The sequence below is a fragment of the Streptomyces sp. V1I1 genome, from assembly GCF_030817355.1.
Taxonomy (GTDB): Bacteria; Actinomycetota; Actinomycetes; order Streptomycetales; family Streptomycetaceae; genus Streptomyces.
Genome location: NZ_JAUSZH010000001.1, coordinates 5,981,171 through 6,005,757, shown reverse-complemented (window position 1 = coordinate 6,005,757; position 24,587 = coordinate 5,981,171). Strand labels below are relative to the sequence as shown.

Annotated in this window: 23 protein-coding genes and 3 pseudogenes; 12 read left to right on the top strand and 14 right to left on the bottom strand. The window is 70.4% G+C overall.

The window, feature by feature from the left end; all coding sequences use genetic code 11:
* Positions 1 to 35: 35 nt before the first annotated feature.
* Positions 36 to 686 carry a heme oxygenase (biliverdin-producing) gene (locus tag QFZ67_RS28150; protein WP_307663847.1) on the top strand — a complete coding sequence of 217 codons (651 nt, stop codon included), beginning with the start codon at positions 36 to 38 and terminating at the stop codon, positions 684 to 686.
* Here QFZ67_RS28150 and QFZ67_RS28145 read toward each other — a convergent pair.
* Positions 676 to 1,380: a PhzF family phenazine biosynthesis protein gene (locus QFZ67_RS28145; protein WP_307663846.1), complete on the bottom strand. Its 705-nt coding sequence runs from the start codon at positions 1,378 to 1,380 to the stop codon at positions 676 to 678. The genes QFZ67_RS28150 and QFZ67_RS28145 overlap by 11 nt on opposite strands.
* 222 nt (positions 1,381 to 1,602) lie before the next feature.
* Here QFZ67_RS28145 and efeO point away from each other — a divergent pair, with 222 nt between their 5' ends.
* Genes efeO through QFZ67_RS28125 form a run of 4 tightly spaced genes read left to right on the top strand, consistent with a single transcriptional unit; the run spans position 1,603 to position 5,971 of the window.
* Positions 1,603 to 2,745 carry an iron uptake system protein EfeO gene (gene efeO / locus QFZ67_RS28140; protein WP_307663845.1) on the top strand — a complete coding sequence of 381 codons (1,143 nt, stop codon included), beginning with the start codon at positions 1,603 to 1,605 and terminating at the stop codon, positions 2,743 to 2,745.
* A 14-nt stretch (positions 2,746 to 2,759) separates the two neighbouring features.
* Positions 2,760 to 4,109, top strand: a complete 1,350-nt coding sequence (efeB, locus tag QFZ67_RS28135; RefSeq protein ID WP_307663844.1) for an iron uptake transporter deferrochelatase/peroxidase subunit — start codon at positions 2,760 to 2,762, stop codon at positions 4,107 to 4,109.
* Positions 4,110 to 4,134: 25 nt separating this feature from the next.
* Positions 4,135 to 5,103: an iron uptake transporter permease EfeU gene (efeU, locus tag QFZ67_RS28130; protein WP_307663843.1), complete on the top strand. Its 969-nt coding sequence runs from the start codon at positions 4,135 to 4,137 to the stop codon at positions 5,101 to 5,103.
* A complete protein-coding gene (locus QFZ67_RS28125; RefSeq protein ID WP_307663842.1) occupies positions 5,021 to 5,971 on the top strand; it encodes a hypothetical protein in 951 nt (316 codons plus the stop codon). The genes efeU and QFZ67_RS28125 overlap by 83 nt, the downstream gene beginning before the upstream one ends.
* Before the next feature lie 272 nt (positions 5,972 to 6,243).
* On the opposite strand, the gene QFZ67_RS28120 is transcribed toward QFZ67_RS28125, so the two are convergent.
* The 3 genes from QFZ67_RS28120 to QFZ67_RS28110 form a co-directional block, all read right to left on the bottom strand.
* A complete protein-coding gene (locus tag QFZ67_RS28120) occupies positions 6,244 to 6,996 on the bottom strand; it encodes a bifunctional DNA primase/polymerase (protein WP_307663841.1) in 753 nt (250 codons plus the stop codon).
* 92 nt (positions 6,997 to 7,088) lie between these two features.
* Positions 7,089 to 7,694: a TetR/AcrR family transcriptional regulator gene (locus QFZ67_RS28115; protein WP_307663840.1), complete on the bottom strand. Its 606-nt coding sequence runs from the start codon at positions 7,692 to 7,694 to the stop codon at positions 7,089 to 7,091.
* A gap of 62 nt (positions 7,695 to 7,756) precedes the next feature.
* A complete protein-coding gene (locus QFZ67_RS28110) occupies positions 7,757 to 8,764 on the bottom strand; it encodes a small ribosomal subunit Rsm22 family protein (RefSeq protein ID WP_307663839.1) in 1,008 nt (335 codons plus the stop codon).
* 128 nt (positions 8,765 to 8,892) lie between these two features.
* Between QFZ67_RS28110 and QFZ67_RS28105 the strand changes: the two genes are divergently transcribed.
* On the top strand, positions 8,893 to 9,297 hold the full coding sequence (locus QFZ67_RS28105) for a hypothetical protein (protein ID WP_307663838.1): 405 nt from the start codon (positions 8,893 to 8,895) through the stop codon (positions 9,295 to 9,297).
* Positions 9,298 to 9,368: 71 nt separating this feature from the next.
* Here QFZ67_RS28105 and QFZ67_RS28100 read toward each other — a convergent pair whose 3' ends face one another.
* Positions 9,369 to 10,724, bottom strand: coding sequence for a multidrug effflux MFS transporter (locus QFZ67_RS28100; RefSeq protein ID WP_307663837.1), 1,356 nt, complete (start codon positions 10,722 to 10,724; stop codon positions 9,369 to 9,371).
* 81 nt (positions 10,725 to 10,805) lie between these two features.
* Between QFZ67_RS28100 and QFZ67_RS28095 the strand changes: the two genes are divergently transcribed.
* Positions 10,806 to 11,810: a Gfo/Idh/MocA family protein gene (locus QFZ67_RS28095; protein ID WP_307663836.1), complete on the top strand. Its 1,005-nt coding sequence runs from the start codon at positions 10,806 to 10,808 to the stop codon at positions 11,808 to 11,810.
* On the opposite strand, the pseudogene QFZ67_RS28090 reads toward QFZ67_RS28095, so the two are convergent.
* Positions 11,797 to 13,420: pseudogene (locus QFZ67_RS28090) on the bottom strand (alkaline phosphatase). The gene QFZ67_RS28095 and the pseudogene QFZ67_RS28090 overlap by 14 nt on opposite strands.
* 133 nt (positions 13,421 to 13,553) lie before the next feature.
* On the opposite strand from QFZ67_RS28090, the gene QFZ67_RS28085 reads away from it, so the two are divergent.
* Positions 13,554 to 14,303, top strand: a complete 750-nt coding sequence (locus QFZ67_RS28085; protein WP_307663835.1) for an SDR family oxidoreductase — start codon at positions 13,554 to 13,556, stop codon at positions 14,301 to 14,303.
* A gap of 79 nt (positions 14,304 to 14,382) precedes the next feature.
* Here QFZ67_RS28085 and QFZ67_RS28080 read toward each other — a convergent pair.
* A pseudogene (locus QFZ67_RS28080) lies at positions 14,383 to 14,640 on the bottom strand (aldo/keto reductase); the annotation flags it as partial.
* A gap of 56 nt (positions 14,641 to 14,696) precedes the next feature.
* On the opposite strand from QFZ67_RS28080, the gene QFZ67_RS28075 reads away from it, so the two are divergent.
* Positions 14,697 to 15,632, top strand: coding sequence for a GlxA family transcriptional regulator (locus QFZ67_RS28075; protein WP_307663834.1), 936 nt, complete (start codon positions 14,697 to 14,699; stop codon positions 15,630 to 15,632).
* 36 nt (positions 15,633 to 15,668) lie between these two features.
* On the opposite strand, the gene QFZ67_RS28070 is transcribed toward QFZ67_RS28075, so the two are convergent.
* Both QFZ67_RS28070 and QFZ67_RS28065 read right to left on the bottom strand, forming a co-directional pair.
* Positions 15,669 to 16,133: a hypothetical protein gene (locus tag QFZ67_RS28070; protein WP_307663833.1), complete on the bottom strand. Its 465-nt coding sequence runs from the start codon at positions 16,131 to 16,133 to the stop codon at positions 15,669 to 15,671.
* A 300-nt stretch (positions 16,134 to 16,433) separates the two neighbouring features.
* Positions 16,434 to 16,535, bottom strand: a pseudogene (locus QFZ67_RS28065) (nuclear transport factor 2 family protein); the annotation flags it as partial.
* 119 nt (positions 16,536 to 16,654) lie between these two features.
* Here QFZ67_RS28065 and QFZ67_RS28060 point away from each other — a divergent pair.
* From QFZ67_RS28060 to QFZ67_RS28050, 3 genes are all read left to right on the top strand, one after another.
* The gene (locus tag QFZ67_RS28060; protein WP_307663832.1) at positions 16,655 to 17,002 is read left to right on the top strand and encodes a MazG-like family protein; all 348 of its coding nucleotides are present in this window, start codon (positions 16,655 to 16,657) and stop codon (positions 17,000 to 17,002) included.
* 178 nt (positions 17,003 to 17,180) lie between these two features.
* Positions 17,181 to 18,191, top strand: coding sequence for a permease (locus QFZ67_RS28055; RefSeq protein WP_307663831.1), 1,011 nt, complete (start codon positions 17,181 to 17,183; stop codon positions 18,189 to 18,191).
* Positions 18,188 to 18,928, top strand: coding sequence for a TIGR03943 family protein (locus QFZ67_RS28050; RefSeq protein WP_307663830.1), 741 nt, complete (start codon positions 18,188 to 18,190; stop codon positions 18,926 to 18,928). The genes QFZ67_RS28055 and QFZ67_RS28050 overlap by 4 nt, the downstream gene beginning before the upstream one ends.
* On the opposite strand, the gene QFZ67_RS28045 is transcribed toward QFZ67_RS28050, so the two are convergent.
* From QFZ67_RS28045 to QFZ67_RS28025, 5 genes are read right to left on the bottom strand one after another with little or no spacing between them, the layout of a single operon-like run.
* A complete protein-coding gene (locus tag QFZ67_RS28045; protein ID WP_307663829.1) occupies positions 18,870 to 20,414 on the bottom strand; it encodes an ABC transporter ATP-binding protein in 1,545 nt (514 codons plus the stop codon). The two genes, QFZ67_RS28050 and QFZ67_RS28045, sit on opposite strands and share 59 nt — an antisense overlap.
* Complete coding sequence (locus QFZ67_RS28040) at positions 20,398 to 21,210, bottom strand: ABC transporter permease (RefSeq protein WP_307663828.1); 813 nt, start codon at positions 21,208 to 21,210, stop codon at positions 20,398 to 20,400. Before QFZ67_RS28040 ends, QFZ67_RS28045 begins: the two co-directional genes overlap by 17 nt.
* A complete protein-coding gene (locus QFZ67_RS28035) occupies positions 21,207 to 22,160 on the bottom strand; it encodes an ABC transporter permease (protein ID WP_307663827.1) in 954 nt (317 codons plus the stop codon). The genes QFZ67_RS28040 and QFZ67_RS28035 overlap by 4 nt, the downstream gene beginning before the upstream one ends.
* A complete protein-coding gene (locus QFZ67_RS28030; RefSeq protein ID WP_307663826.1) occupies positions 22,157 to 23,749 on the bottom strand; it encodes an ABC transporter substrate-binding protein in 1,593 nt (530 codons plus the stop codon). The genes QFZ67_RS28035 and QFZ67_RS28030 overlap by 4 nt, the downstream gene beginning before the upstream one ends.
* Before the next feature lie 42 nt (positions 23,750 to 23,791).
* Positions 23,792 to 24,583 carry a class I SAM-dependent methyltransferase gene (locus QFZ67_RS28025; protein WP_307663825.1) on the bottom strand — a complete coding sequence of 264 codons (792 nt, stop codon included), beginning with the start codon at positions 24,581 to 24,583 and terminating at the stop codon, positions 23,792 to 23,794.
* Between the last annotated feature and the right edge of the window lie 4 nt (positions 24,584 to 24,587).

Here is a 24,587-nt window from a genome sequence, read left to right as displayed (position 1 = left end):
CCGTTCCCGTACCCATCGGTCCCAGGAGGCCCGCCTTGGACACGTCCTTCTCGACACTCATCCGTGTTGCCTCGCACGAGCAGCACACCGAGGCGGAGACGTCGACCTTCATGAGCGACCTGCTCGGCGGCCGGCTCGGCGTGGCGGCGTACGCGCGCTACACCGAGCAGCTCTGGTTCGTGTACCGGGCGCTGGAGGAGGCCGCGGGGTCACTGAAGGACGACCCGGTGGCCGGGCCGTTCATCCGGCCGGAGCTGATGCGCACCGCCGAGCTGGAGCGCGACCTCGCGCATCTGCGCGGTGCGGACTGGCGCGAGGGGCTCGCGCCGCTGCCCGCGACCGCCGCGTACGCCGCACGGATCGCCGAGTGCGCGCGCGGCTGGCCCGCGGGGTATGTGGCGCACCACTACACCCGCTACCTCGGCGACCTCTCCGGCGGCCAGATCATCCGCGCCAAGGCGGAGCGGACGTGGGGCTTCGCACGCAACGGCGACGGGGTGCGGTTCTACGTATTCGAGCAGATCCCGAACCCGGCGGCGTTCAAGCGGGGCTATCGCGAGCTGCTGGACGCGGTGAACGCGGACGACCTGGAGAAGAAGCGGATCGTCGACGAGTGCAAGCGGGCGTTCGAGTTCAACGGGGCGGTGTTCCGCGAGCTGGGGGCGGAGTTCCCGCTCAGCGCGTAGCAGGTACGGGAAGGGGAACGGGGGCCGCGAGGCGTACGCGGCCGCCGATCTCGATGGTGCCGTCGGGGCCGGGGGCGGTCAGGATCTGCGACCCGCGGCCCTGAGTGATGTTCAGGGCCCGCCCCAGCTCGGCGGTGAGCAGCAGCGCGGCGGCGCCGGTCGCCTCGTCCTCGACGATGCCGTCGTCGCGCCGCGGGAAGGCGCGGGCGCGCACGCGTCCGGCGGCCTCGTCCTGCCAGGCCCAGGCGTAGAGCCAGCCCTCCCCGGGCGGCGGCGCGGGCAGTGCGTCGACCTCGGCCGGGGATGCGTACCGCTCCAGCCGCCGCGGCGGCGCCCACTCGGCGCGCGCGGTGATCCAGGTGAACTCCCCGTCCTGCCGGGCCCATACCTCGCCCGCGATAGGGGTCTCCCCGCCGAAGGCAGGGGAAGGATGAAGCGCCTCCAGATCCAGCAGCCAGGCGGCGCCGACGAGGGGGTGCCCGGCGAAGGGAAGCCCCAGGCCGGGGGCGTAGATGTCGACGACGCCGCGCTCGGGGTCGTCGACGAAGACGGTCTCGCTGAACCCGAGTTGGGCGGCGAGGGTCTGCCGGGACGCCGTGTCGGGGCATGTGCGGCCGTCGCGTACGACTCCGAGCGTGTTCCCGTGGCGGCCGTCGGGGCCGCAGAAGACGCTCAGTACGTCCAGTTCATTCACCCCGGCATTCAAGCATCAACGAGTCCTGGCCCGCGGCGCCCCCGGCCATCGGCCGAAGAGGACGATTTGACGTTCGTTTGACCTTGCCGTGACGGTGCCGTACCCCGGGCCCGGATTTGAGAGCTACATCACTGGACCCGTGGGCATTGGTGAGGTAAGCCTCGGTTAAGTTAGGTCCGCCTCACCCCCGTACCCCCGGTACTCGTCCTTTGTGGAGCCCGTATGCGAGCCGTCCGTCTGTCCGTCGTCACCGCCGCCGCAACCGCCGCTGCCCTGACCGCCGTCACGGGCTGCGCCGAGAAGAGCGATGCCAAGGGCGGCGACGGTGGCATCAGCGTCACGGCGAAGGACGACTCCTGCGAGGTGTCGAAGAAGGAGTTCCCGGCCGGCCATGTCGAGCTGGCCATCGAGAACAAGGGCTCCAAGGTCACCGAGGTCTACATCCTCTTCCCCGACGACCGCATCGTCTCCGAGCGAGAGAACATCGGCCCCGGCACGAAGCAGAAGCTCACCGCCGAGGTGAAGGCCGGTTCGTACGAGATCGCCTGCAAGCCCGGCATGAAGGGCGACGGCATCCGCCAGCAGGTCACCGCCACCGGCGGTGGCAAGGCCGCCAAGCGCAGCCCGGAGATGGACGCAGCCGTCGCCGCGTACCGCAAGTACGTGCAGACGCAGGCCGACGAGACGCTGCCCAAGGCGAAGGTCTTCGCGGACGCCGTGAAGGCCGGCGACATCGAGGCCGCCAAGAAGGCGTACGCCGACTCCCGTATCGGCTGGGAGCGCACCGAGCCGGTCGCCGAGTCCTTCGGCAACATCGACCCGAAGGTCGACCTGCGCGAGGACGGCCTGGAGAAGGGCCAGAAGTGGACCGGCTGGCACACCCTCGAGAAGGCGCTGTGGCAGACCAAGAAGATCGGCCCCGCGGAGAAGGCCCTCGCCGACACCCTCATCAAGGACCTGACGGTCTGGCAGAAGAAGGTCGGCACGGCCGAGATCACCCCGACCTCCATGGCCAACGGCGCCAAGGAGCTGCTCGACGAGGTCGCCACCGGCAAGGTCACCGGTGAGGAGGAGCGCTACAGCCACACCGACCTCGTCGACTTCAAGGCGAACGTCGAGGGTGCGCAGAAGTCGTACGAGCTGCTCAAGCCGGTCGCGTCGAAGAACGACCCGAAGCTCGTCGCCGAGCTCGACAAGCAGTTCGCGGCGCTGAACAAGCTGCTCGACAAGTACCGCAAGGACACCACCTCGTACGAGTTCACGTCGTACGACAAGGTCGGCAAGGCGGAGCGCAAGGAGCTCAGCGACGCGGTCAACGCGCTCGCCGAGCCGCTGTCCAAGCTCGCCGCCGCGGTTGTGAAGTAGAGGGGGGCCACCTCATGTCCGAGAAGACCGCAAGCGTGCGCGAAGAGACCACAGGTGCGTCCGAGGAGACCGGCAGGTCCGCGGAGACCGAAGGCACGGCTGCGGAGACCGTCGGCATAGCCGAGGAGACCGGCGGCAAGGCTCCGTCCCGCCGTTCGCTGCTCGGCTGGGGCGGTGCGGGCCTCGCGCTCGGCGCCGCCGCGGCCGGCGGCACGGCGCTCGCCATCGGCCGCGAGGACACGACAGTGCCCGCGGCCGCGAGCGGCGCGGCCGTCCCCTTCCACGGCGCGCACCAGGCGGGCATCGCAACCGCCGTCCAGGACCGGCTGCACTTCGCGTCCTTCGACGTGAAGACGAAGGACCGCGCCGAGCTGATCCAGTTGCTCAAGGACTGGACGCGGGCGGCCGAGCGTATGACGGCCGGGCAGGCCGTCGGCGAGGGCGCGTACGGCGGTCTCGCGGAGGCCCCGCCGGACGACACCGGCGAGGCGCTCGGCCTCAAGCCGTCCCGGCTCACGCTGACCATCGGCTTCGGCCCGTCCCTGTTCGCCAAGGGCCGATTCGGTCTTGAGGGCAAGCGCCCAGGCGCCCTGGTCGATCTGCCGAAGTTCCCCGGCGACAACCTCGATCCGGCGCGCAGCGACGGCGACTTGTGCGTACAGGCCTGCGCGGACGACCCGCAGGTCGCGGTGCACGCGATCCGCAACCTCGCCCGGATCGGCTTCGGCAAGGTCGCGGTCCGCTGGTCGCAGCTGGGCTTCGGCAAGACCTCGTCGACGACGCCCGACGCGCAGACCCCGCGCAACATGATGGGCTTCAAGGACGGCACCCGGAACATCGCCGGGACGGACACGGCGGCGCTCGGCAAGCATGTCTGGGTTTCTCAGAAGGACGGTCCGGCCTGGATGACGGGCGGCTCGTATCTCGTCGCGCGCCGGATCCGGATGAACATCGAGACCTGGGACCGTACTTCGCTGAAGGAGCAGGAGGACATCTTCGGCCGGGACAAGGGCGAGGGCGCCCCGGTCGGCAAGGCCAAGGAGCGCGACGAGCCGTTCCTGCCGGCGATGCTGCCGACCGCGCATGTGCGGCTCGCGCACCCGGACACCAACGGCGGCGCGAAGTTGCTGCGCCGCGGCTACTCCTTCACCGACGGCACGGACGGCCTGGGCCGCCTGGACGCGGGGCTGTTCTTCCTCGCGTACCAGCGCGACGTCCACAAGGGCTTCATCCCGGTGCAGCGCTCCCTCGCGGCGAGCGACGACCTCAACGAGTACATCCAGCACGTGGGTTCGGCGCTGTTCGCGATCCCGCCGGGAGTCAGGGACAAGGACGACTGGTGGGGCCGGGCGCTGTTCTCCTGACCCGCCCGCACGGAAAGGACCCGACGTGTTCGGCAACTATCTCATCGGCCTGCGCGAGGGCCTCGAAGCCAGCCTGGTCGTCTGCATCCTGATCGCCTATCTGGTCAAGACCGGGCGTCGGGACGCGCTGCGTCCGATCTGGATCGGCATCGGGGTCGCCGTCGCGATCTCGCTCGGGTTCGGCTTCGCGCTCGAATACGGCTCGCAGGAGCTGACGTTCGAGGCGCAGGAGCTGCTCGGCGGCTCGCTGTCGATCCTCGCGGTGTGCCTGGTGACCTGGATGGTCTTCTGGATGCGGCGCACCGCGCGGCATCTGAAGTCCGAACTGCACGACAAGCTGGACGCCGCGCTGCAGATGGGTACGGGAGCGCTCGTCGCGACCGCCTTCCTGGCGGTGGGGCGCGAGGGCCTGGAGACGGCGCTGTTCGTCTGGGCGTCGGTCCGGGCGGCCACCGACGAGAGCCACAGCACGCAGGCGCCGCTGATCGGCGTCCTGCTCGGCATCGCCACCGCGATGCTGCTGGGCTGGCTGTTCTACCGGGGCGCGCTGCGGATCAACCTGGCCAAGTTCTTCACCTGGACCGGCGGCATGCTGGTCGTCGTGGCGGCCGGTGTGCTGGCGTACGGCGTCCACGACCTCCAGGAGGCCCGCTTCCTGGGCGGTCTGGCGGACAAGGCCTTCAACATCAGCACGACGATCCCGCCGGACACCTGGTACGGCACGCTGCTGAAGGGCGTCTTCAACTTCCAGCCCGACCCGACCGTCCTCCAGGTCACGGTGTGGGCGCTGTATCTGGTCCCGACGCTCGGGCTGTTCCTGGCCCCGGTAGGGTTCGGACGGTCAGTGGGGGTCAAGGAGCAGAAGGCAACCGATGAGAAGGCTGAGTCGGGCGGCGACAGGGCTCGCGGCGATGACGGTGCTGTGCCTGACGGCGAGCGGGTGCGTGACGGTGCACGGGGAGCGGGAGGTCGTACCTTCGGCGACGAAGTCTGAGGCCGCGCAGGCGCTCAAGGACTTCACCGACGCCTACAACAAGGCCGACAAGGCCTACGATCCGGCCCTGGACGCGGCCCATGTCACCGGTGCGCTCGGCGCGATCAACCAGGCCGGTCTCAAGGCGCGCAGCGTCAACTACCCGGACGGCAACCCGCAGCATGTTCCGCTGGAGCTGACGGACGCGAAGTTCACCATTCCGAAGAAGGCGGGCTGGCCGCGGTTCTTCCTCGCGGACGTCGACTCCAACCGGGATCAGGACAAGGGCGCTCTGGACAACCGCTGGGTGCTGGTCTTCGTGCGCAACGGCGCGGACCAGTTGTGGCAGGCGGCGTATCTGACGATCCTGTCCCCCGGCCGGATACCTGCCCTGAAGACCGACAAGGACGGCTGGGCCGAGCCGGTCGCGCCGGACAGCGCCGCGCTGGCGGTCGCTCCGCGCGATCTGAGCGAGGAGTACTCCTCGTACATGCAGAACGGCAAGCCGGAGCACTTCAAGGACGGTCCGCACACCTCGGGCTGGCGCGCGTCCCGCAAGAAGGACTCGAATCTGCCGGGGATGTCCACGCAGTACATCGACCAGCCGCTGGACTCCGACGACTTCGCGCCGCTCGGCCTTGTCACCGAGGACGGCAACGCGCTGGTCTTCTTCGCCGTGCGCAACTACGAGCGGCAGACCGCCGCGAAGGGTGTACGGCTGAAGGTCCACCCGGATGTGAAGGCGCTGCTGACGGGCGAGGTGAAGTCCACGGTCACCAAGGAGCGGGTCTCCAGCCAGGCGGTGACGGTGCCGACGGGCGGCGCGGACAGCGGGGCGGTCGATGTGCTGGGCCGGCTGACGGGGCTGACGGCGGCGAAGGGGTCGTAGCGGTACGCGAGTTGACCGCGCGTCCCGTACCGGGGCTCCGCCCCGGCCCCCTCCCCCTACGCCCCTGGCGGGCGTGGGGGGACCCCCCCACCTCAATCGCCGGAGGGGCTTAATATTCGGCCCGACCGGCGGAATTCAAGCCCGTTGGGGGTCCCCCCGGACGAAGTCTGGGGGAGATTGAGGACACTCCCCCTACGCCCGGAGGGCGTGGGGGACCCCCAGAAGGGCGTACGGGGGTCTGGGGGCTTGCCCCCAGTTCGGGAAGGCGCGGCCTAACGCCCCAGCGGCCACGCCACCTCGTGCCGGTCCAGGCCCTCCACCCCGCCCGCCCACTTCGCGCACGCGTCCGTCAGCGTCTCCAGCAGCGTCAGCGGATCCGGCAGCGGATACTCAAGCCCGCGCACCCAGGCCACCTCGAGCTCACCGGGCAACCGCGCCGGCGGTACGAGGACATAGCTGCCGCGGCAGTGCCAGCGCAGCCCCGGATGCTCGTCCATCGTCTCGGGGTGGCAGTCCAGCTCGCAGGGCCACCACTCGTCCTCGTCCTCCGGGGTGCCGCGCGTGGCGGTGAAGAACAGCATCCGGTCGCTGCCGGACTCGGCGACGGGGCCGACCTCGATGCCCCGTTCCAGCAGCCGGGCAAGCGCGTTGTGGCCGACTTCCAGGGGGACGTCGAGTACGTCGTGGACCATGCCGGTCGCGGTGATGAAGTTCGCCTGCGGCTGGCCCGTTGCCCAGCGCTCGATCTGGGCGGGGTCGGTCGTGGACTGCGTCTGCCAGGCGAAGGAGACGGGGTGCCTGCCGGGCGTGGGACAGCCGATGCGCTCACAGGAACATCGGTACGACACGGGGTACGCGGCGGGCGCGAGCGGCAGTCCCGCGGCGGCGGCAGCCAGCAGCAGAGTCTCGCGGCGGGAGTCGTCGGCGTCGGTGTTCTTGGGGCGTCGGCGCAGCCACTGGGGCAGCCGGCTCTCCCGGGACAGCCTGTTCTCCGTGCCGCGGTAGCGGCCGATACCGTCGCCCATCTATCCCCTCACACCTCGCGCTCGCCCCTGGCGGACTCTGCCATCGTCCCACCTTCCCGGGCGCGGGGTGGCCGCACCCCCCGATCCGGTGGTCAGGACCGTGGTGCGAGGCCGTGCAGTGCGTACTCGACGATCGCGTCCGCGTAGTCGTGGGTGAGCGGGAGCGTACGCAGCAGCCAGCGGTGGGTGAGCGGTCCGGTGAACAGTTCCAGGGCGATACGGAGGTCGATGTCGGCGCGTACGCCCCCGGTGTCCTGGGCGGCCCGCAGCCGCTTCACGTACAGCTGGAGCTGCGGTTCGAGCAGCTTCTGGACGAACTGCGCGGCGAGCTCGGGGTTGACCACGCTCTCGGCGGCGAGCGCACGGGAAGGGCCGTCGTAGGCAGGGCTGTTCAGCTCGTCGACCGTGGCCCGCAGCACCAACTTGAGGTCGGCTTCGAGGTCGCCGGTGTCGGGGATCTCACTCTCGCCCTCGGACGCCTGCCCGGCGAGGCCGAGGAATGCCTCGAGCAGGACGGCGGCCTTGGAGGGCCACCAGCGGTAGATCGTCTGCTTGCCGACGCCGGCGCGGGCGGCGATGCCCTCGATGGTGGTCTTGGCGTAGCCGACCTCGCCGACGAGGGCGAGGGCGGCGTCGTAGATGGCGCGGCGGGAGCGTTCGCTGCGGCGGCTGGAGTCGGGGGACTTCGTCTCGGTCATTGCGTCAATCTAGCAACGGGAGGAGCCGAGACGTATCGTCTCGTACGTGATGAAGTCGCCGGTCAGCCGCCGGAGGCGTCGTCCCGCGGCCAGGCGTCGCCCCACTCCGTGTCCCGCGCCGCCTTGTACAGCGGGCCGTGCCGCTTGGTCACCGTTTCGCGGCGGAGTTCCTGCGGCTTTGTACAGAGGTCGAGCAGGACCAGCCCCTTGCGGATCTGGGGTTTGCGGGTGACCCGGGCGGGGGCCGGTGTGGCCGGGAAGCGGACCGCCGCGACGTAGCTGAACTTCTCGTCCTCGTACGGCAGTGAGCCGCCCTTCACCTGGCGGTGCAGCGAGGAGCGGCTGACCCGGGCCGCGAAGTGGCACCAGTCCGAGCCAGGCTCGATGGGGCAGGCGGCGCTGTGCGGGCAGGGCGCGGCGACCGTCAGGCCCGCCTCGATCAGGCGGTCGCGGGCCTCGATCACGCGGGCGTAGCCGTCTGGAGTGCCGGGTTCGACGATCACGACGGCCTGGGCGGCGCGGGCCGCCTCCGTGACGACGGCCGCGCGGTCCTTGGCGGTGAGCTCCTTGAGTACGTACGACACCGTGACGAGATCAGTGCTCTCGATACGGAGCGCCGCGCTGATCCGCGAGCGCTGCCACTGGGCCGCGCGCAGCGCGGGCACCCCGGATGCGGCGGCCAGTTCACGGCCCAGCGCCAGCGCGGGCTCGGCCCAGTCCAGCACGGTCGTGCGCGGGGCGTCCTCCTCCCAGGCCTCCGCGACCGCCCAGCTCGCCGCGCCCGTCCCGCCGCCGATGTCCGTGTGCGTGGCCGGGGCCCACTCGGGGGCCGCGGCCCGCAGAGCGGCGAGCGCGGACCGTACCGCCTCGAAGGTCGCGGGCATCCGGTACGCGGCGTACGCGGCGACGTCGGAGCGGTCCCGCAGCACGGGCGCGTCGGTCGGGGTGGTCCCCCGGTAGTTGGCGATCAGCCGCTCGACGGCCTGCGCCGCCTGCGTGGGCGGCAGGTCGGCCAGCTGCGCGGCCAGGGCGCTGCGCAGGACTTCCGCGGTGGGGAGGGTGGCGTTCACCGACAAATTCTAGGCACGGAATCGGGACGGAACAGCTACGGATTCGAACTCCTGGCGGTGCGAAGGCGGTTGCTACGCTGACGGCCGTCGCCGCTCACGGAACGTGGCGCACCGCTCACGGGGGGACCATGAGACAGAGGGTCGTGCGCGTGTCCCTGGTGGCCGGGGTGATCGTGCTGGCACTGCTGCTCCTGCTGAGCATGTGCGGCGGCGGCGAGGGCGGCCGGGCCGCCGACGACAAGCCCCGCAAGCTGTCCCGGCACAGCGCGGCGCCCCTGACCCGGCTCCCCGTCCCGTCCGCGTACGACACCTCGCAGGGCTTGGAGATCTCCAACGCGGAGATCTCCAACGCGTCTCCGCAGTACGCGATCGCCCAGGACAGCGGCCGCATCGGCTATCTGGAGCGGGTCGACGACGAACGGTTCCGGCTGCGCACCCTGAACGCCGCGACCGGGGTGTGCGGCTGCCGGGCGCGGAGACCGCGGGGGTGGGGATCTTCAGCTGGACTGACACGAAGGACCGGCTGCATCTGATCGGTTTCCCGCGCCGCGAGCAGTAGCCGGGATCCGTGAGAGGCCCGTGAGGGGACCGTGAGCGGCCCGTGTCAGACGGCCTCGGCGCGCCGCTGCCAGGGACGGCACAGCCCGATGAAGCAGCCCACCGAGGCCAGCGCGCAGGTCAGTTGGACCACGGCCATCGGAACGGCCGTCGCCTCGCCCGCGATCCCGACGAGCGGTGAGGCGACCGCCCCGATGAGGAACGAGGACGTGCCGATCAGCGCGGACGCGGAGCCCGCGGCGTGCGGGGTGCGCATCAGGGCCAGGGCGTTGGTGTTCGGCATGGCCAGGCCCATCGCGGACATCAGCACGAAGAGGCCGGTCGCGACGGGAAGCAGGCCCACCTTCCCGAACACCCCCGCCGTCATCAGCAGCAGCGCGGTCGCGGCCAGCGTGATCACGCCGAGCCCGAAGCCGAGCGCCTTGTCCAGACTGACCCGGCCCACCAGCACCTTGCCGTTGATCTGGCCGACGGCGATCAGGCCGACGGAGTTGGCGCCGAAGAGCAGGCTGAAGGTCTGCGGCGATGCGCCATAGATCTCCTGGACGACGAACGGCGACGCGGAGATGTACGCGAAGAGCGCGGCGAAGGCGAGCCCGCCGGTGAGCGTGTAGCCGGTGAAGACCCGGTCGGACAACAGTCCGCGCATGGTGCGCAGGGCCCCGCCGACGCCGCCGCTGTGCCGCTTCTCCCGCGGCAGCGTCTCGTGCAGCCACTTCGCCACCACGAGCGTGAGCACGATGCCGACGCCGGTGAGAACGACGAAGATGCCGCGCCAGTCGGTGATCCGCAGCACCTGTCCGCCGATCAGCGGCGCGATGATCGGCGCGACACCGGAGATGAGCATCAGCGTGGAGAAGAACCGGGCCATCTCCACGCCGTCGTACAGATCACGGACCACGGCCCGCGCGATGACGATGCCGGCCGCGCCCGCGAGTCCCTGGAGCAGCCGGAAGCCGATCAGCAGCTCGGCGGTGGGGGCAAGCGCGCAGATCGCGGTGGCGGCGACGTACACGATCATGCCGATGAGCAGCGGACGGCGGCGTCCCCATCGGTCGCTCATCGGGCCGACGACGAGCTGGCCGAGCGCCATGCCCGCCAGGCATGCGGTCAGCGTGAGCTGGACGGTCGCGGCGGGCGAGCCGAGCGACTTGGTGACCGCGGGCAGCGCCGGGAGGTACATGTCCATGGAGAGCGGCGGCAGGGCGGTGAGGCCGCCCAGGACAAGGGTGACCAGGAAGCCGGCGCGGCGCGCTGCCGCCAAAGGCGCCGGGTCGGCCGCCGCCAGAGGTACTGGGTCGGTCGTCGCCAGGGGTGCGGGGCCGCCCGACGTCAAGAGAGCCGGGTCGGCGGCCGGTATGTGTCCTTCTGTGCTGGTCTGGCCGCTGTCCGGCTTCGGCATTGCGTCTCCATGTCCTTGAATCCCTCCCTATGCTCTCAGCTCGTCCGTTGTGGTCGAGACCTATTTTCGAGGCGGGCTGGGATGAGCGGGATCGTGCGGTGGGGTGTCCTGGCGACCGGCGGCATAGCCGCGTCATTCACGGCGGAGCTGCAGGCGATGCCTGACGCCGAGGTGGTGGCGGTGGCGTCGCGTACGGAAGCGTCCGCCAAGGCGTTCGCGGATCGGTTCGGCATCGCTCGGGCGTACGGCGACTGGGTCTCGCTCGCCGCCGACGAGGACGTCGATGTGGTGTACGTCGCAACGCCGCACTCCGCGCACCGGGCAGCGGCCGGGCTCTGCCTGGAGGCCGGAAAGGCGGTGCTGTGCGAGAAGGCGTTCACGCTGAACACGCGGGAGGCCGAAGAGCTGGTCTCTCTGTCCCGCGAGCGCGAGCTCTTCCTCATGGAGGCCATGTGGATGTACTGCAACCCCCTCGTGCGACGGCTCACCGCGCTCGTCGGGGACGGCGCGATCGGTGAAGTCCGTACCGTGCAGGCCGACTTCGGTCTCGCAGGCCCCTTCGCGCCGGACCACCGGCTGCGCGACCCGGCACTCGGCGGCGGCGCGCTGCTCGACCTCGGCGTCTACCCGGTCTCGTTCGCACAGCTGCTGCTCGGCGAGCCCGACCGCATACAGGCCGATGCGCTGCTCTCCCCCGAGGGCGTGGACCTGAACACCGGCATGCTGCTGGGCTGGTCACAGTCGGGGGCGACAGCGCTGCTGTCCTGCTCGGTCACGGCGGGCACCCCGGTGACGGCTTCGGTGACCGGCACGGCAGGCCGGATAGATCTTCCGCAGGGCTTCTTCTTCCCGGACCGTTTCGTACTGCACCGCGAAGGCGGCCACGAGCCGGAGGAGTTCACCGCCGAGGGGCGGCGGGACAGCCTCCGGCACGAGGCCGCCGAGGTGATGCGGTGTCTGCGGGCGGGCGAGACGGAGTCGCCACTGGTACCCCTGGACGGCAGCCTCGCCGTGATGCGGACGCTCGACGCGGTACGGGACCGCATCGGCGTCCGCTACCCGAGCGATCGGGTCACACAGGCTTGAGCCCCGGGTCGCCGGCCTCGGTCACGAACGACGCGGCCGTGATGATCGGCGCGCCCGGCGTCGTGACGGCGCTGACCGTCTTGAAGTCGGCGCGCGCCTGCTGCTCGCCGAGGGTGACGGTCACATAGCCGCGGCGGCCGTTGTAGAACTTCATGTGCGGATTGGCGGCCCTCAGGGTGTCGTAGTTGGCGGGCCGCTCCTCGCCGTCCTTGCCACTGGAGATGGAGGTGGCGACGATCTCGGTACCGACGACGGGCGAGGCGGAATCGTTGAAGTCCCGCCTCAGGTCGTACGCGTAGCCGCGGTGCACATCGCCGGTGAGGACCATCAGGTTCTCGATGCCGGCCGCCGCGGCGCCGTCCAGAACGCGCCCGCGGGAGGCCGCGTACCCGTCCCAGGCGTCCATGCTCACCTTGTACGGCGTGGTCGGGACGTCGCGCCGCTGCGCGAAGGTGACCTGCTGCGGCACCACGTTCCAGCGGGCGCGGGAGCTCTTCCAGCCGTCGAGCAGCCAGCGCTCCTGGGTCGCGCCGGTCAGGGTGCGTGACGGGGCATCGGACTCCGGTCCCGGGACCTGCCAGCCGTCGCCGTACGCCTGGTCGGAGCGGTACTGGCGGGTGTCGAGGATGTCGAACTGCGCGAGCCGCCCGAAGTGCAGCCGGCGGTACAGCTGCATGTCGGGGCCCTCAGGCTGCTGGGGCCTGCGCAGCGGCTGGTTCTCCCAGTACGCGCGGTAGGCGGCGGCCCTGCGCAGCAGGAACTCCTCCGGCGGGACGTTGTTCTCTGGGATGTCGCCCGCGTAGTTGTTCTCGGTCTCGTGGTCGTCCCAGGTGAGGACATAGGGGTGCGCGGCGTGCGCGGCCTTGAGGTCGGGGTCCGACTTGTAGAGGCCGTAGCGCATCCGGTAGTCATCGAGCGTGACGGTCTCGCGGTTGAAGTGGGCGGGGAGGACCCGGTCGGTGTACTTCCGGGCGCCGCCGACGGCGTTCACGGCGTACTCGTAGAGATAGTCGCCGAGGTGGAAGACGGCGTCGAGGTCCTCTTCGGCGAGGTGCTTGTACGCGGTGAAGTAGCCGTCGTGGTACGCCTGGCAGGACACGGCTGCGAGCTTCAGCTCACTGATCCGCGCGGCCCGGGCGGGCGCGGTCCTGGTGCGCCCAGTCGGGCTGATCCAGTTCCCGGCGCGGAAGCGGTAGTAGTACGGGCGGTCGTTGCCGAGGCCGGCGACTTCGACGTGGACGCTGTGGTGGAACTCCGGGTGGGCGATGACGGATCCGCGCCTGGCGATACGGCTGAAGCGGGAGTCGTGGGCGACCTCCCAGAGCAACGGGACCTTGGCGCGGGGCAGTCCGCTGTCGGGCTCGTAGGGGCGGGTCGCGAGGCGGGTCCACAGCAGTACGGAACCGGGCTGCGGGTCTCCGGAGGCGACACCCGAGCGTGAAGGGGTCCTCGTTGATCTTCTTGGCGTCGAGCTCGGCGGCGTGGGCGGTGCCGGGCAGATTGACGGCGAAAGCGAGTGCGGCGGCGGCGCCGGTGACGGTGAGAAACCGGCGGCGGCCGATGTGCCGGGCGGCGGCGCGGAGCTCGGGTGCGTGCGGTGCGGGTCTCATGTGCCCCTCCCCAGACGACTGTTGTCCCTTCGCATTGGAGTGGGGGCCGACGACTCTGCGTTGTCGAGTACACAACATCCGTGTGTCGGTCGGATGAGTTCCGCGTACAAGTAGGCGACTACGCTGCGCGTCCATGAACGCAGTTGCGAAGATTGCCGTGGTGACGGGAGCGGGCTCGGGCATCGGCCGGAGCGTGGCGCTGGCGCTGGCGGGGGCGGGCTGGTCGGTGGCCCTGGCGGGCCGACGCGCCGAGGCGCTGGAGGAGACGGCGTCGCTGGCGGGTGGGGACGTGCTGTGCGTCCCCACTGATGTGACGTCACCGGCGGATGTGACCACGCTGTTTGCCACCGTGCGCGAACGCCACGGGGGTGTTGGCCTGCTGTTCAACAACGCGGGAACGTCGGGCCCCCGGGTCCCCTTCGAGGACATCTCCTACGAGGACTGGCGCTCGGTGGTGGACGTCAATCTGACAGGCGCTTTCCTGTGCGCGCAGGCGGCCTTCCGCATGATGAAGGACCAGTCCCCCCAGGGCGGCCGGATCATCAACAACGGCTCGATCTCGGCGCATGTGCCCCGCCCGCACTCGGCGCCGTACACGTCGACGAAGCACGCGATGACGGGCCTGACGAAGTCGCTGTCACTGGACGGGAGGGCGTACCGGATCGCGTGCGGCCAGATCGACATCGGCAACGCGGCGACGGAGATGACGCAGCACATGCGTGCGGGGATCCTGCAGGCGAACGGGGAGGTGGTGGTGGAGCCGGTGATGGACGCGGCGGATGTGGCGCGGACGGTGCTCCATATGGCGGAGCTGCCGCTGGAGGCGAATGTGCAGTTCGCGACGGTGATGGCGACGGGGATGCCGTACATCGGGCGCGGCTGAGGCCAAGGCCCGTGGCTCCGCCCCGGACCCCGCGCCTCACCCCCCCAGACTTCGTCCGGGGGACCCACGAGGCTTGAGGTCAATCCGTCTCGCGGGAGAGGACCTTGTCTATCTCGGCGAGCTGCTCACCCCGCAGCGGACCGTGGTTCACCGCCCCCGCGTTCTCCTCCGCCTGTGCCACGCTGCGGAAGCCCGGGATCGGGATCGTCCGCGGGCTGCGCGCCCACAGCCAGGCCAGCGCCCCCTGCGCATGGGTGCGGCCGCCTGAGGTGAGGATGTCGCGTACGGCTTCGACCCGCGCCGACCACTCGGGCGCCGGCGCCCCGCCCTCGCCGAACCAGCGCAGCCCGCCGCACCATTGGCGTAAACATCAGCTTCCCCTAGATTTGCGCCATGGCACTTCGTGTGGCGGTGACCCTGCTGGAGGAGACCTCCCTGTTCGAGCTGGCCGTGCCGTGCGCGGTGTTCGCGGGCGAGGGGTACGACCTGGTGCTGTGCGCCACCGCCCCTGGCGGTGCACAGCGCGCGCCCGGCGGTCTGCAACTGGCCGCCGAGCACGGCCTCGACGCCCTGCGCGAGGCGGATCTGATCGTGGTCCCGGCCTGCATGATGGACGGCTACGAGCCGCCCGCCGCGCTCCTCGACGCCCTGCGCGAGGCGCACGCCCGCGGGGCGCGGATCGCCTCGCTCTGCTCGGGCGCGTTCGTGCTGGCCGCGGCGGGCCTGCTGGACGGCCGTCCGGCGGCGACCCACTGGATGTACGCGGAGGAGCTGCGCCGTCGCTACCCGTATGTGCGGGTCGACGACCGTTCCCTGTACGTCGACGACGGCTCGATCCTCACCAGCGCGGGTACCGCAGCCGCGATCGACCTGTGCCTGCACATCGTGCGCGGCGACTACGGCACGGCAGCGGCGGCGGAGGTCGGCCGCCGGATGGTGGTGGCCCCGCACCGGGAGGGCGACCAGACGCAGTACGCCCCGCCCCGCACCCCTGCGCCGCCGCGGGCGGAGGGCCTCGCGCCGGTGCTGGACTGGGCGGTGGCGAGGCTCCACCGGCCGCTCACGATCGCGGAGTTGGCGTCACGGGCCGGGATGAGTACACGTACGTTCGGCCGTCACTTCGCGCTGGAGGTCGGCCTGACCCCGCTGAAGTGGCTCAACCAGCAGCGTCTGGCGCGGGCGCGCGAACTGCTGGAGACGACGGACCTGCCGGTGGACACGGTGGCACAGCGAAGCGGCCTGGGCAGTGCGGACAGCCTGCGGCAGCACTTCCACCGCGCACTGGCCACAACCCCGGCCGCGTACCGCCGCACGTTCCGGGCCGGCTAGGAAGGAGCCGACTGGCTTTACCGAAGTGATTCGCCGTCAACCTTGCAGCGTCACAATGATGCGGACACTGTTGTTGTCGAAGCGGTTGTCGAAGCGGTTGTCGAAGCGGTTGTCGCGGAAGTCGCGGTTGTCGAAGCGGTTGTCGCGGAAGTCGCGGTTGTCGAAGCGGTTGTCGCGGAAGTCGCGGTTCCCGCGGTTGTCATGGCACCAGTAGACGTAGGAGCGACCGTCCCAGTAATAGTCGCAATAGCCGGACGAAACCGGGGTGGACGTGCTGGTGGCACTGGCTACGCCGGCTCCGCCAAAGACCAGAGACAGAGCAGCGAACAGGCCGGCGAGCAGCCGGAAGGTCCTGGATGTCGTTACCCGCATGATGCTTTCCCTTCCCGGGAGCGTAGACGGGCCCGAGCCCTGCACGGCCGTGGTGGCGTCAGCGCCAGGCAGTGATGCGTTCGCGAAGGGGTCCGGTACATCGGCCTTGAATATGGCGGGAGTTGCCATCGCCGACTCACACGCTGACATGCGCGGCATCGGGCCCACCTGGGCTGCTGAGTACAGCAGACCCCACGGCGGAGCATCCGTCCGTCGGACAACCAACGACCACGTGGTCGTCGATCGGGATGTTGAGATTGTTCGTCTTCTCGCCAGAAATGAAGACGAATATATCGTTCAATCTGAATCCAACGTAGACATGTACGCATATAGAAGTCAAACGGAACGCATAGGCCCCAGACGCAGGGAGTCGGCGCCGGCGCCATGCGCAATTCCCTTTTCACCGTTACGCAATCGGCGGAGAAGCCCTTAGGCCTGCCCGGTCTCGAAGCGGCCGACCTTCCCGCCTTCGACGATGAACTTCCAGGCGGTACGCATCTCGCCCCAGGGGTCGTTGCGGTACCGGGCGACCGGGTTCGGTGAGCCGGTCCACAGGGATGGTCATGCCGGTCTCCACGGCCTTTCGGTACGGGTCGGGGATACGGGATGGAGGCCCTCCATCCCTACACCGCACATGGCAGGCTTCCCGCATGGAACACACCCTGGACACCACCATGGACCCCATCTGGGACACGGTAGGCCACCTGCACGCCTGGCTCGACGCGGAGAGCGACCTGCCGCCCCAACAGGAGACGTTGCTACGGATGTTGAAGCTGTCGGAAGAGGTCGGCGAGGTCGCCCAGGCCATCATCGGCGCGACGGGCCAGAACCCGCGGAAGGGCTATACGCACAGCTGGCAGGACGTCGAGTCGGAGCTGTGCGACGTGATCATCACGGCGATGGTGGCCCTGCGCACGCTCACGCCGGACGCGTCGGAGGTCTTCGAGGCGCACCTGGGTGGTGTCGCCGAGCGCTCGCTGGAGCGGTCACCGGAGTGATCCGCCCAGGAGGGCACTGATCGGCGCGGTCCACTCCATTGGATGATCGTACGAAAAACTGGTAGCCCAAGGTGGAGCCGAACCCCCACTAAGAATGAGAAGCCGTGCCCGAGCCGGCGTACTGAAGGTGGACGGGAACCAACCCACGAAGCCCTGCCATTCCGGAGGTACCTCACCCGTGACCACCACCAAGGCAGCCCCGACTCGGGTTGACCACCGTGACGCGGACGATCCGGAGGGTTGGCAGTTCAACTCATCCCTTGTCCTGACCATGCTGCTGCTCCTGGTGGTTGCGCTGCAGGGGCCGATCCGCCGGGCGTTATCCGAGCCGGTGATGCAGGGCTGGATGACCGTGTTCGTAGCGGTGTTCGTCCAGGCCCTGCCCTTCCTCGTGCTCGGTGTGCTGCTGTCGGCGATCATCGCGGTGTTCGTCCCACCATCGTTTTTCGCCCGCGCGCTGCCGAGACAGCCCGCCCTCGCGGTGCCGGTCGCCGGGATGGCCGGGGCGGTCCTGCCCGGCTGTGAGTGCGCCTCCGTGCCGGTGGCCGGGGCGCTTGTGCGCCGGGGCGTCACCCCCGCGGCAGCATTGGCGTTCCTGCTGTCCGCCCCGGCGATCAACCCGATCGTGCTGACCGCCACCGCCGTGGCTTTTCCCCGCAACCCCGAGATGGTCCTCGCCCGGTTCGTGGCGAGTCTGCTCGTGGCGTGCGCGATGGGCTGGTTGTGGCAGCGGCTGGGCCGCACGGACTGGTTGCGCCCACCGGATCACCCGTCGTCGGACGGCCTCAGCAAGGGGGCGGCGTTCTGGGGGTCCGTACGGCACGACGTGATGCACGCCGGCGGTTTCCTCGTCGTCGGCGCGATGGCCGCGGCCACCCTCAAAGCCGTGGTACCGGCAAGCTGGCTGCACAGCGCTGCCAGTAACCCTGTGGTGTCGATCCTCGCCCTGGCGATCCTCGCGGTGCTGTTGTCGATCTGCTCCGAGGCCGACGCGTTCGTGGCCGCGTCGCTGTCCCAGTTCTCGCTCACCGCCCGGCTGGCATTCCTCGTCGTCGGACCGATGATCGACCTGAAACTGTTCGCCATGCAGGCCGCCACGTTCGGCCGCGGGTTCGCGCTGCGGTTCGCCCCCGCCACCTTCACCCTGGCCGTCCTCATGTCCGCCCTGGTCGGGGCGGTCCTGCTGTGAACCGGCAGGCGCAAGCAGCCGTGCTGTTCCTCGTCGGCGGGGCGGTGTTGCACGCCGGCTTCACCGATCTCTACCTGCGCTACGTCAAGGCCGGATTGCGCCCGTTACTGCTCGTGGCCGGCATCGTCCTGATCGTCGCGGCCATCGCCACCGTCTGGTACGAACTACGGCCGCGCGCGACCCAGGAGAACCAGCCCGAGCGCGAGCCCCACGACCAGCGCAGCCACGCCCACCGCGAACCACGCATCTCCTGGCTCCTCGTCCTGCCCCTGCTCGCTCTCATCCTGGTCGCCCCACCCGCACTTGGCTCCTACAGCGCCATGCGCACCGGCACGGCCCTGCAACAACCCTGGGGCTTCCCCACACTCTCCGCCGGCGACCCCCTCCGGCTCAGCGTCGCCGACTACGCCGGCCGCGCCGTCTACGACCACGGACGCTCCCTCGGCGACCGGCGGATCAGAATTACCGGCTTCATCACCCTCGACCGCAACGGCGCGCCCTACCTCACCCGCATGGTCCTCAACTGCTGCGCCGCCGACGCCCAACCCGTCAAGATCGGCCTTTCCGGACAGATTCCCGCCGTCCTGCAGCCCGACACGTGGCTCGAAGTCACCGGCACCTACACCGGCAAACAGACCAGAGATCCCGTCAACGACGGCGCCATCCCGTTCATCGACGTCAGCCAGGCCAGACCGGTCCCTGCCCCACACAACGAGTACGAAAACTGGAGTAGTTGACCGGCGAATGCGCCAATTCGAGCACCTGCTGCGCCGGTCCCTGCTCGATGAGCTCACCGGCTTCCAGTACGGCGATCCGAGCGGCAGCCGCTGCCGCGTCGAGGTCGTGGGTAATCAGGACCAGGGCCAGTTCGGGTCGGTCGCGCAGCAGGCCGGCGAGCGTGTTCAGGATGCTGCGTCGGGTGACCGTGTCGAGGCCGGAGGTGATCTCGTCGCAGATCAGCACCCGTGGCCGGGCGAGCAGGGCCCGTGCGAGCGCGGTCCGTTGGAGTTCGCCGCCGGAGAGCTGGCCCGGCCTGCGACGTACCAGCGCCTCCGTGAGGCCGAGGCCGGTCAGGGTGTCCAGGGCTTCGGTCAGTGCCACTCGCGGATCCGCTCCGCGCAGCCGGACCGCGGTGCGAGCCACCTGGTCCAGAACCGGGCGGTGTTCGTCGAACGAGGCCTTCGCGTCCTGGAAGACGTACTGAACCGCGGCCAGTTGCTCACGGGTCCGCCCGCGCAGGCTGCGCGGGAGCGGGGTGCCGTCGAGCAGGACATCGCCTGCGTAGTCCCGGTGGAGTCCGGCCAGGCAGCGGGCGAGCGTGGTCTTGCCGCTGCCGGAGCGGCCGACGACGGCCAGGCACTCGCCGGCGCGGAGGGTGAGGTCGGGGATGCGCACCGCCTCCGTGGTGCTGCGGGCGCCGTCGCGGTGCCGCGCCGTGAGGCCACGCACCTGGAGTGCCGCGTGTCCTTCACCCGCGGGCGGACTGTCACCCGTCTTCCCTTCTGCCGCCAGGAGTTCGGCGGTCCAGGGATGCCGCGGTGCGAGCCACAGCTGCTCCGCGGGAGCCGCCTCCACCACTCGGCCGCGGCGCATGACCAGAACCTCGTCGGCCAGCGCCCGGACGACGTCCAGGTCGTGGCTCAGCAGGACCACGGCGATGCCCTGCCGGGCGACCGCCGCGAGCTGGTCGACGATGCGCCGCTTCGTCAGCACGTCCTGCCCCGTGGTCGGCTCGTCCGCCACCACCACCCTGGCACCGAGCAGCAGTGCCTGTGCCAGGACGAAGCGCTGCTGCTGGCCACCCGAGAGCTGGTGCGGATAGCGGCGAAGCAGGGACTCGCCGTCCGGGAGCTGCGCGACGGAGAGTGCGTGCAGGATGCGCGTCCGGGCGGCGGCCCGGCGCTCGGGCCTGGGCAGGCTCCGCACCTGGTCGCGGGCGATGTCCCGCAGCAGTGCGCCGACCCGGCGTGCGGGGTTGAGGACGGCGCCGGGGTGCTGGGGTACGTATCCGACGAGGCCACCCGATACGCGTACGTCTCCGGTCACCCGGGCACCCGCCGGGTACTCGCCGAGCAGCGCGAGGCCCGTGGTCGTCTTGCCGCTGCCGGACGCGCCGACGAGCGCGGTGACCTTCCCCGGCCGGACCTGAAAGCTGACCCCGTCGACGATCGGCCGGCCGTGGATCTCGACTCGTAGGTCCGTGACCTCAGCGACCGTGTTCACGCCCGTTTCCTCTCTTCCGGTGAGGCTTTTCCAGTACGGCGTCGAAGAGCAGGTTGCTCCCCATGGTCAGGGCGACGATCAGCAGGGCAGGCACCACCACGGCCCAGGGCTGTACGAACAGCCCCGTACGGTTGCGGTCCACCATCACCGCCCAGTCGGAGGCGTCCGGCGCGATTCCGACGCCGAGGAAGGCCGCCGTGGCCACGAGGTAGAGCACGCCCGTCAGCCGTACGCCCGCGTCGGCGGCGAGTGTGCGCGCGATCGACCTGCCGACGTAGCCGACGGCCATGCGCCACCAGGTCTCCCCCTGCATGCGCAGAGCCTCGACGGCCGGGCGTGAGGCCGACTCGGCCGCGGCCGCGCGGACAATCCGCGCGGCGTCCGGGATGTTCACCAGGGCGACCAGCAGTGAAAGGCCCACCGCCCCTGGCGAGAAGGCGGCGGCGACGAGCAGGATCATCAGAAGCGACGGCACGGCGAGCAGCACGTCCAAGGGCCGCATCAGCAGCTCTTCGAGCCAAGTCCGGTGGGTGAGCGCGCTGATGAGCCCGAGTGGCAGGGCCACCAGATAGGCCAGGGCCGTCGCGGCCAGGGCGACGAGGACCACGGACCGTCCGCCGAGCAGCACTTGCCGCCAGACGTCCCGTCCGACGAAGTCGGTGCCGAGCCAGTGTCCGCCGCCGAGGGTGAAGGAGGCGGCCCGTGGGCCAGGGGCTCCGGCGAACAGCGGTCCGAGCAGGGCGAGGGCCAGCGGTACGCCGACGATCAGCGCACCGAGCGTGACGCGTTGCCTCATGCCTCCGCCCCCGCCCGCGGCGCGAAGCGGTGGGCGACCAGGTCGGCGCCGAGGTTGAGGACGACGGTGGTCAGTCCGAAAACCACAGCGAGGCCCTGCACCACGGGGATGTCGCGTTCCGCGACAGCGTTCATCAGCACCGTTCCCAGTCCGGGGATCACATACAGCGCCTCCACCACGATGACCCCGCACAGCAACCAGTCGATGGTCCGGGCGAGTTGCTGGGCGGCAGGCGCGATGGCGTTGGGCAGCGCGTGGGCGTACCGGATGCGGGCGCCGGAGATGCCGTAGCGGCAGGCCTGGGCGGCGTACGGCGAGGCCAGCGCGTCGATCATGCCGGCTCGTACCAGGCGGGCCAGTGAGCACACCGGCCGGGACAGCAGGACGAGGACGGGGAGGACCAGCGCCGCGGGGTGGGCGAGCAGATCGGTGCCGTATCCGACGGCGGTCGGCGGCAGCCAGCCAAGACGCAGGGCGAATACGGTGACCAGCAGCACGCCGAAGGCGAACTCCGGGACCGCGTACACGCCGAGCGTCACCGAGCTGACGAGCCGGTCCGCGAGCCGCCCCTCATGGCGGGCGGCCAGCACACCGAGGCCGACTCCGACCGGCACCAGCAGCACCATCGTGAGCACGGCGAGCAGCACGGTCGGCCCGAATCCGTCGGCGATGTAGGTGCTGACGGGCCGCCCCGAGGCCAGGGACGTGCCGAAGTCTGCGTACAGCAGCCCGGCCGCCCAGTCCGCCAGGCGTTCGTACGCCGGCCGGTCCAGGTGCATCGCCTCGCGGATGGCCGCGATCCGCTCCGGGTCCGGCTGGTCGCCGGCGAGCGCCACGGCGGCGTCGCCCGGCAGCGCCTCGGTGAGGACGAAGACGAGCAGCACGACGGCTGCCGTCTGCGCCACGCCGAGCAGCAGCCGCCGGGCGACCCAGGAACGTAGTCCGATCACGCCAGCCAGACCTTGTCGAAGCGCGCCCAGTCGAGGGAGTTGGCGGGTGCCTTCTGCTCGACGCCCCGGACGCTGCGGGCGGTGCCGAGGATCCAGTCGGCGAAGCCCCAGATCAGGAAGCCCCCCTCGGCGTGCAGCCGGCGCTGCATGCGCTCGTAGACGGCGGCGCGGTCCTTCTTGTCCTTGGTGGACTGTGCCTGCTGATACAGGGCGTCGAAGTCCTTGTGCCGCCAGTGGGTTGCGTTGGTGGTCGATCCGGTGAGCAGGCGCTGGGAGATGTGGGACTCGATGGGCATGGCGCCGGAGCGGTAGGAGGCCAGGGTCCCGGAGTCGAGAATGTCCTTCCAGTAGCTGTCCTTGCTGCCGGTCCTGATCTGGATGGTCACTCCGGCCTTGGCCGCCTGGTCGCGGAAGATCGCCGCGGCCTCGGTGAATCCTGCGGCCACGGGGGAGGTGTCGAGGGTGACCTTGAGTTTCTCGGCTCCGGCCTCCTTCAGCAGCTTGCGGGCCCGGTCGAGGTCCTGTTCGCGCTGCGGCAGGCTTCCGGCGTAGTACTCGTAGCCCTTGCCGAAGAGGTCGTTGCCGATCTCGCCCGCGCCGGACAGGGCGCCGTCGACCAGTTCCTTGCGGTCGGCGATCAGGAAGAAGGCCTCACGGACCCGCTTGTCGTCGAACGGCGGCCGGTCGGTCTTCATGACGAAGCCCTGCATGGCGCTGCCCTGAAGCCGGACGATCTGGATCTGCCCCTTGTTCTCGTGGGCGCGGGCCGTGGCGGGGCCCAGCTCGTGGGCGTACTCGACCTGCCCGCCGAGCAGGGCGTTGGCGCGTGCCGATTCCTCGTTGGCGACGACGAACTCCAGCTCGTCGAGGTAGGGGGCGCCGTCCCAGTAGGCGTCGTTGCGCTTGAAGACGGCGGACTTGCCGGGAGCGAAGGACACGAAGCGGAACGGGCCGCTGCCGACCGGCTTCTTGTCGAAGTCCTTGAGCCCGTCGGGGACGATGTACGCGCCGAACGCGGCGAGCACATTGGGGAATTCGGCGGTCGGGCGCTTGAGGACGAACTCGATGGTCCGCTCGTCCAGGGCTCTGGTCGCCTTGAGGTCGATGGGCTCCAGCGACGCCTTGGCCCGGAACGCCTTCGCCGGATCGGCGATGCGGCGGTAGCTGTAGAGGACGTCCTGGGCGGTCACCGCCTTGCCGTTGTGGAAGGCGGCCTTGCGCAGGGTGACCTTCCAGCGGTCCAGACCCGCGTTCGGTTCCCATGCCGAGGCCAGCCGGGGCTGTGCGGAGAGGTCGGGTCCGTAGTCGGCGAGCTTGTCGAAGAGGGCCTTGGCGCGGGCGGCATCGGCGAAGAGGTTGGCCAGATGCGGGTCGAGTGTCTCGCTCGCACCGCCACCGGCGAAGGCGGCGCGCAGCCGTCCGCCGCGCTTGGGCTTGCCATCGCCCTTGGCGGGGTCGGCGGCGGTGCCGGAGCCGGCGCAGCCGGCGAGGGCGAGCGCACCGAGTCCGGCCGCGCCTCCGGCTGCGGCGAGGAAGCCCCGGCGGCGCAGGCCGGGGAAGCGGGAGTCGTTGACGGGGACGTCGTTCATGGCGGTGTCCTTGCTGTGCGAGCGGATATCGGCGTGTGGGGTTCAGTGGGCGCGCGTGAGGCGGGCGACGAGATGGAGCCGGTCGGCATCGGCCGTAGCGGCCGGCAGGTCGCCCTCACGCCACGGCGGCTCCGTACGAGGACCGGGCCCGTCGTACAGCGCGAGCACCTCGAAGCCGTGAACGGCGAGGAGATGGCGCAGCTCCTGGGGGAAGAGCAGCCGCCACGCGGAGCGCTGCTCGACGGGCGGCGATCCGTCGTCGGCGGTCCATACACGGGTGCGGCGCAGCAGTTGCGCGGTCCGGTCGACGCGCAGGGTGGTGGTGGACCGGTAGGTGATGCCCTGCCAGCTCAATTCACTGACGGACGAGGTGACGAGCAGTTCGGTACGGCCGAGGAAGAAGGCCCCGTTGCGCATCTCGGCGACGAGCAGCCCGCCGGGCGCCAGCGAGCGGCCGCAGGAGCCCAGGAAGCCGTCGAGTTCGTCGTTGGTGTGGCAGTACAACAGGGCGCTGTCCAGGCACACGACAGCGTCGAAGGACCGTTCTGCGAGGTCGAATCCGCGCAGGTCTGCCTGCAAGTACTCCGGACCGGGGTGGTGCACGCCGGCGTGCTCCAGCATCGCCTCGGACAGATCCGCGCCGACGACCATGCGGCCGGCCGCGTGCAGATACGCGGCGTCGCGGCCGGTGCCGCAGCCGATGTCCAGGACCCGCGGACCGGCCCCGTACCGCCGCAGACAGTCCTCCGCCCAGCGCCCCGCCAGCCGTGCCTCATCGGGGAAACGGGCCTCGTACAGGGCCGGGTTGTCGGTCAGCAGGTTTGCGTTTCTCATCTCG